This window comes from Mameliella sp. CS4 (assembly GCF_019392335.1).
Lineage (GTDB): Bacteria > Pseudomonadota > Alphaproteobacteria > Rhodobacterales > Rhodobacteraceae > Antarctobacter.
The window spans coordinates 1-302 of the sequence record NZ_JAHXRQ010000123.1; the positions used below are offsets into that span (position 1 = coordinate 1).

Here is a 302-nt window from a genome sequence, read left to right on the forward strand (position 1 = left end):
TTGCCCAACCAGCCTTCCACTTCGATTTCAAAGCTGCCGGTGCGTGCGAAGGCGAGCAGGATGATTGCGTCGACACGCTGCTGTTCGTTCTCCGGCATGCGGTTGTAGATGGCGGGCAGTACGTCGGCGCCGAACGAGTAGCCGGTCAGTACGAAACGCTTGGTGCCCCACTTCTGCCGGTAATGCTGCATCAGCTCGGTGAGGTCCTTGGCGCTTTGTTCCGGGGTCTTGTGCTGCCAGTAGTAGCGCAGTGTGTCGATGCCGACCACCGGGTAGCCGATCTTGGCCATTTCACCCGCCAC

Annotated in this window: 1 protein-coding gene; it reads right to left on the reverse strand. The window is 60.6% G+C overall.

The features are described 5' to 3' along the window. On the reverse strand, positions 1 to 290 hold a 290-nt coding region (locus KZZ07_RS26795; protein ID WP_255564624.1), incomplete at its 3' end, for an AcvB/VirJ family lysyl-phosphatidylglycerol hydrolase. Between the last annotated feature and the right edge of the window lie 12 nt (positions 291 to 302).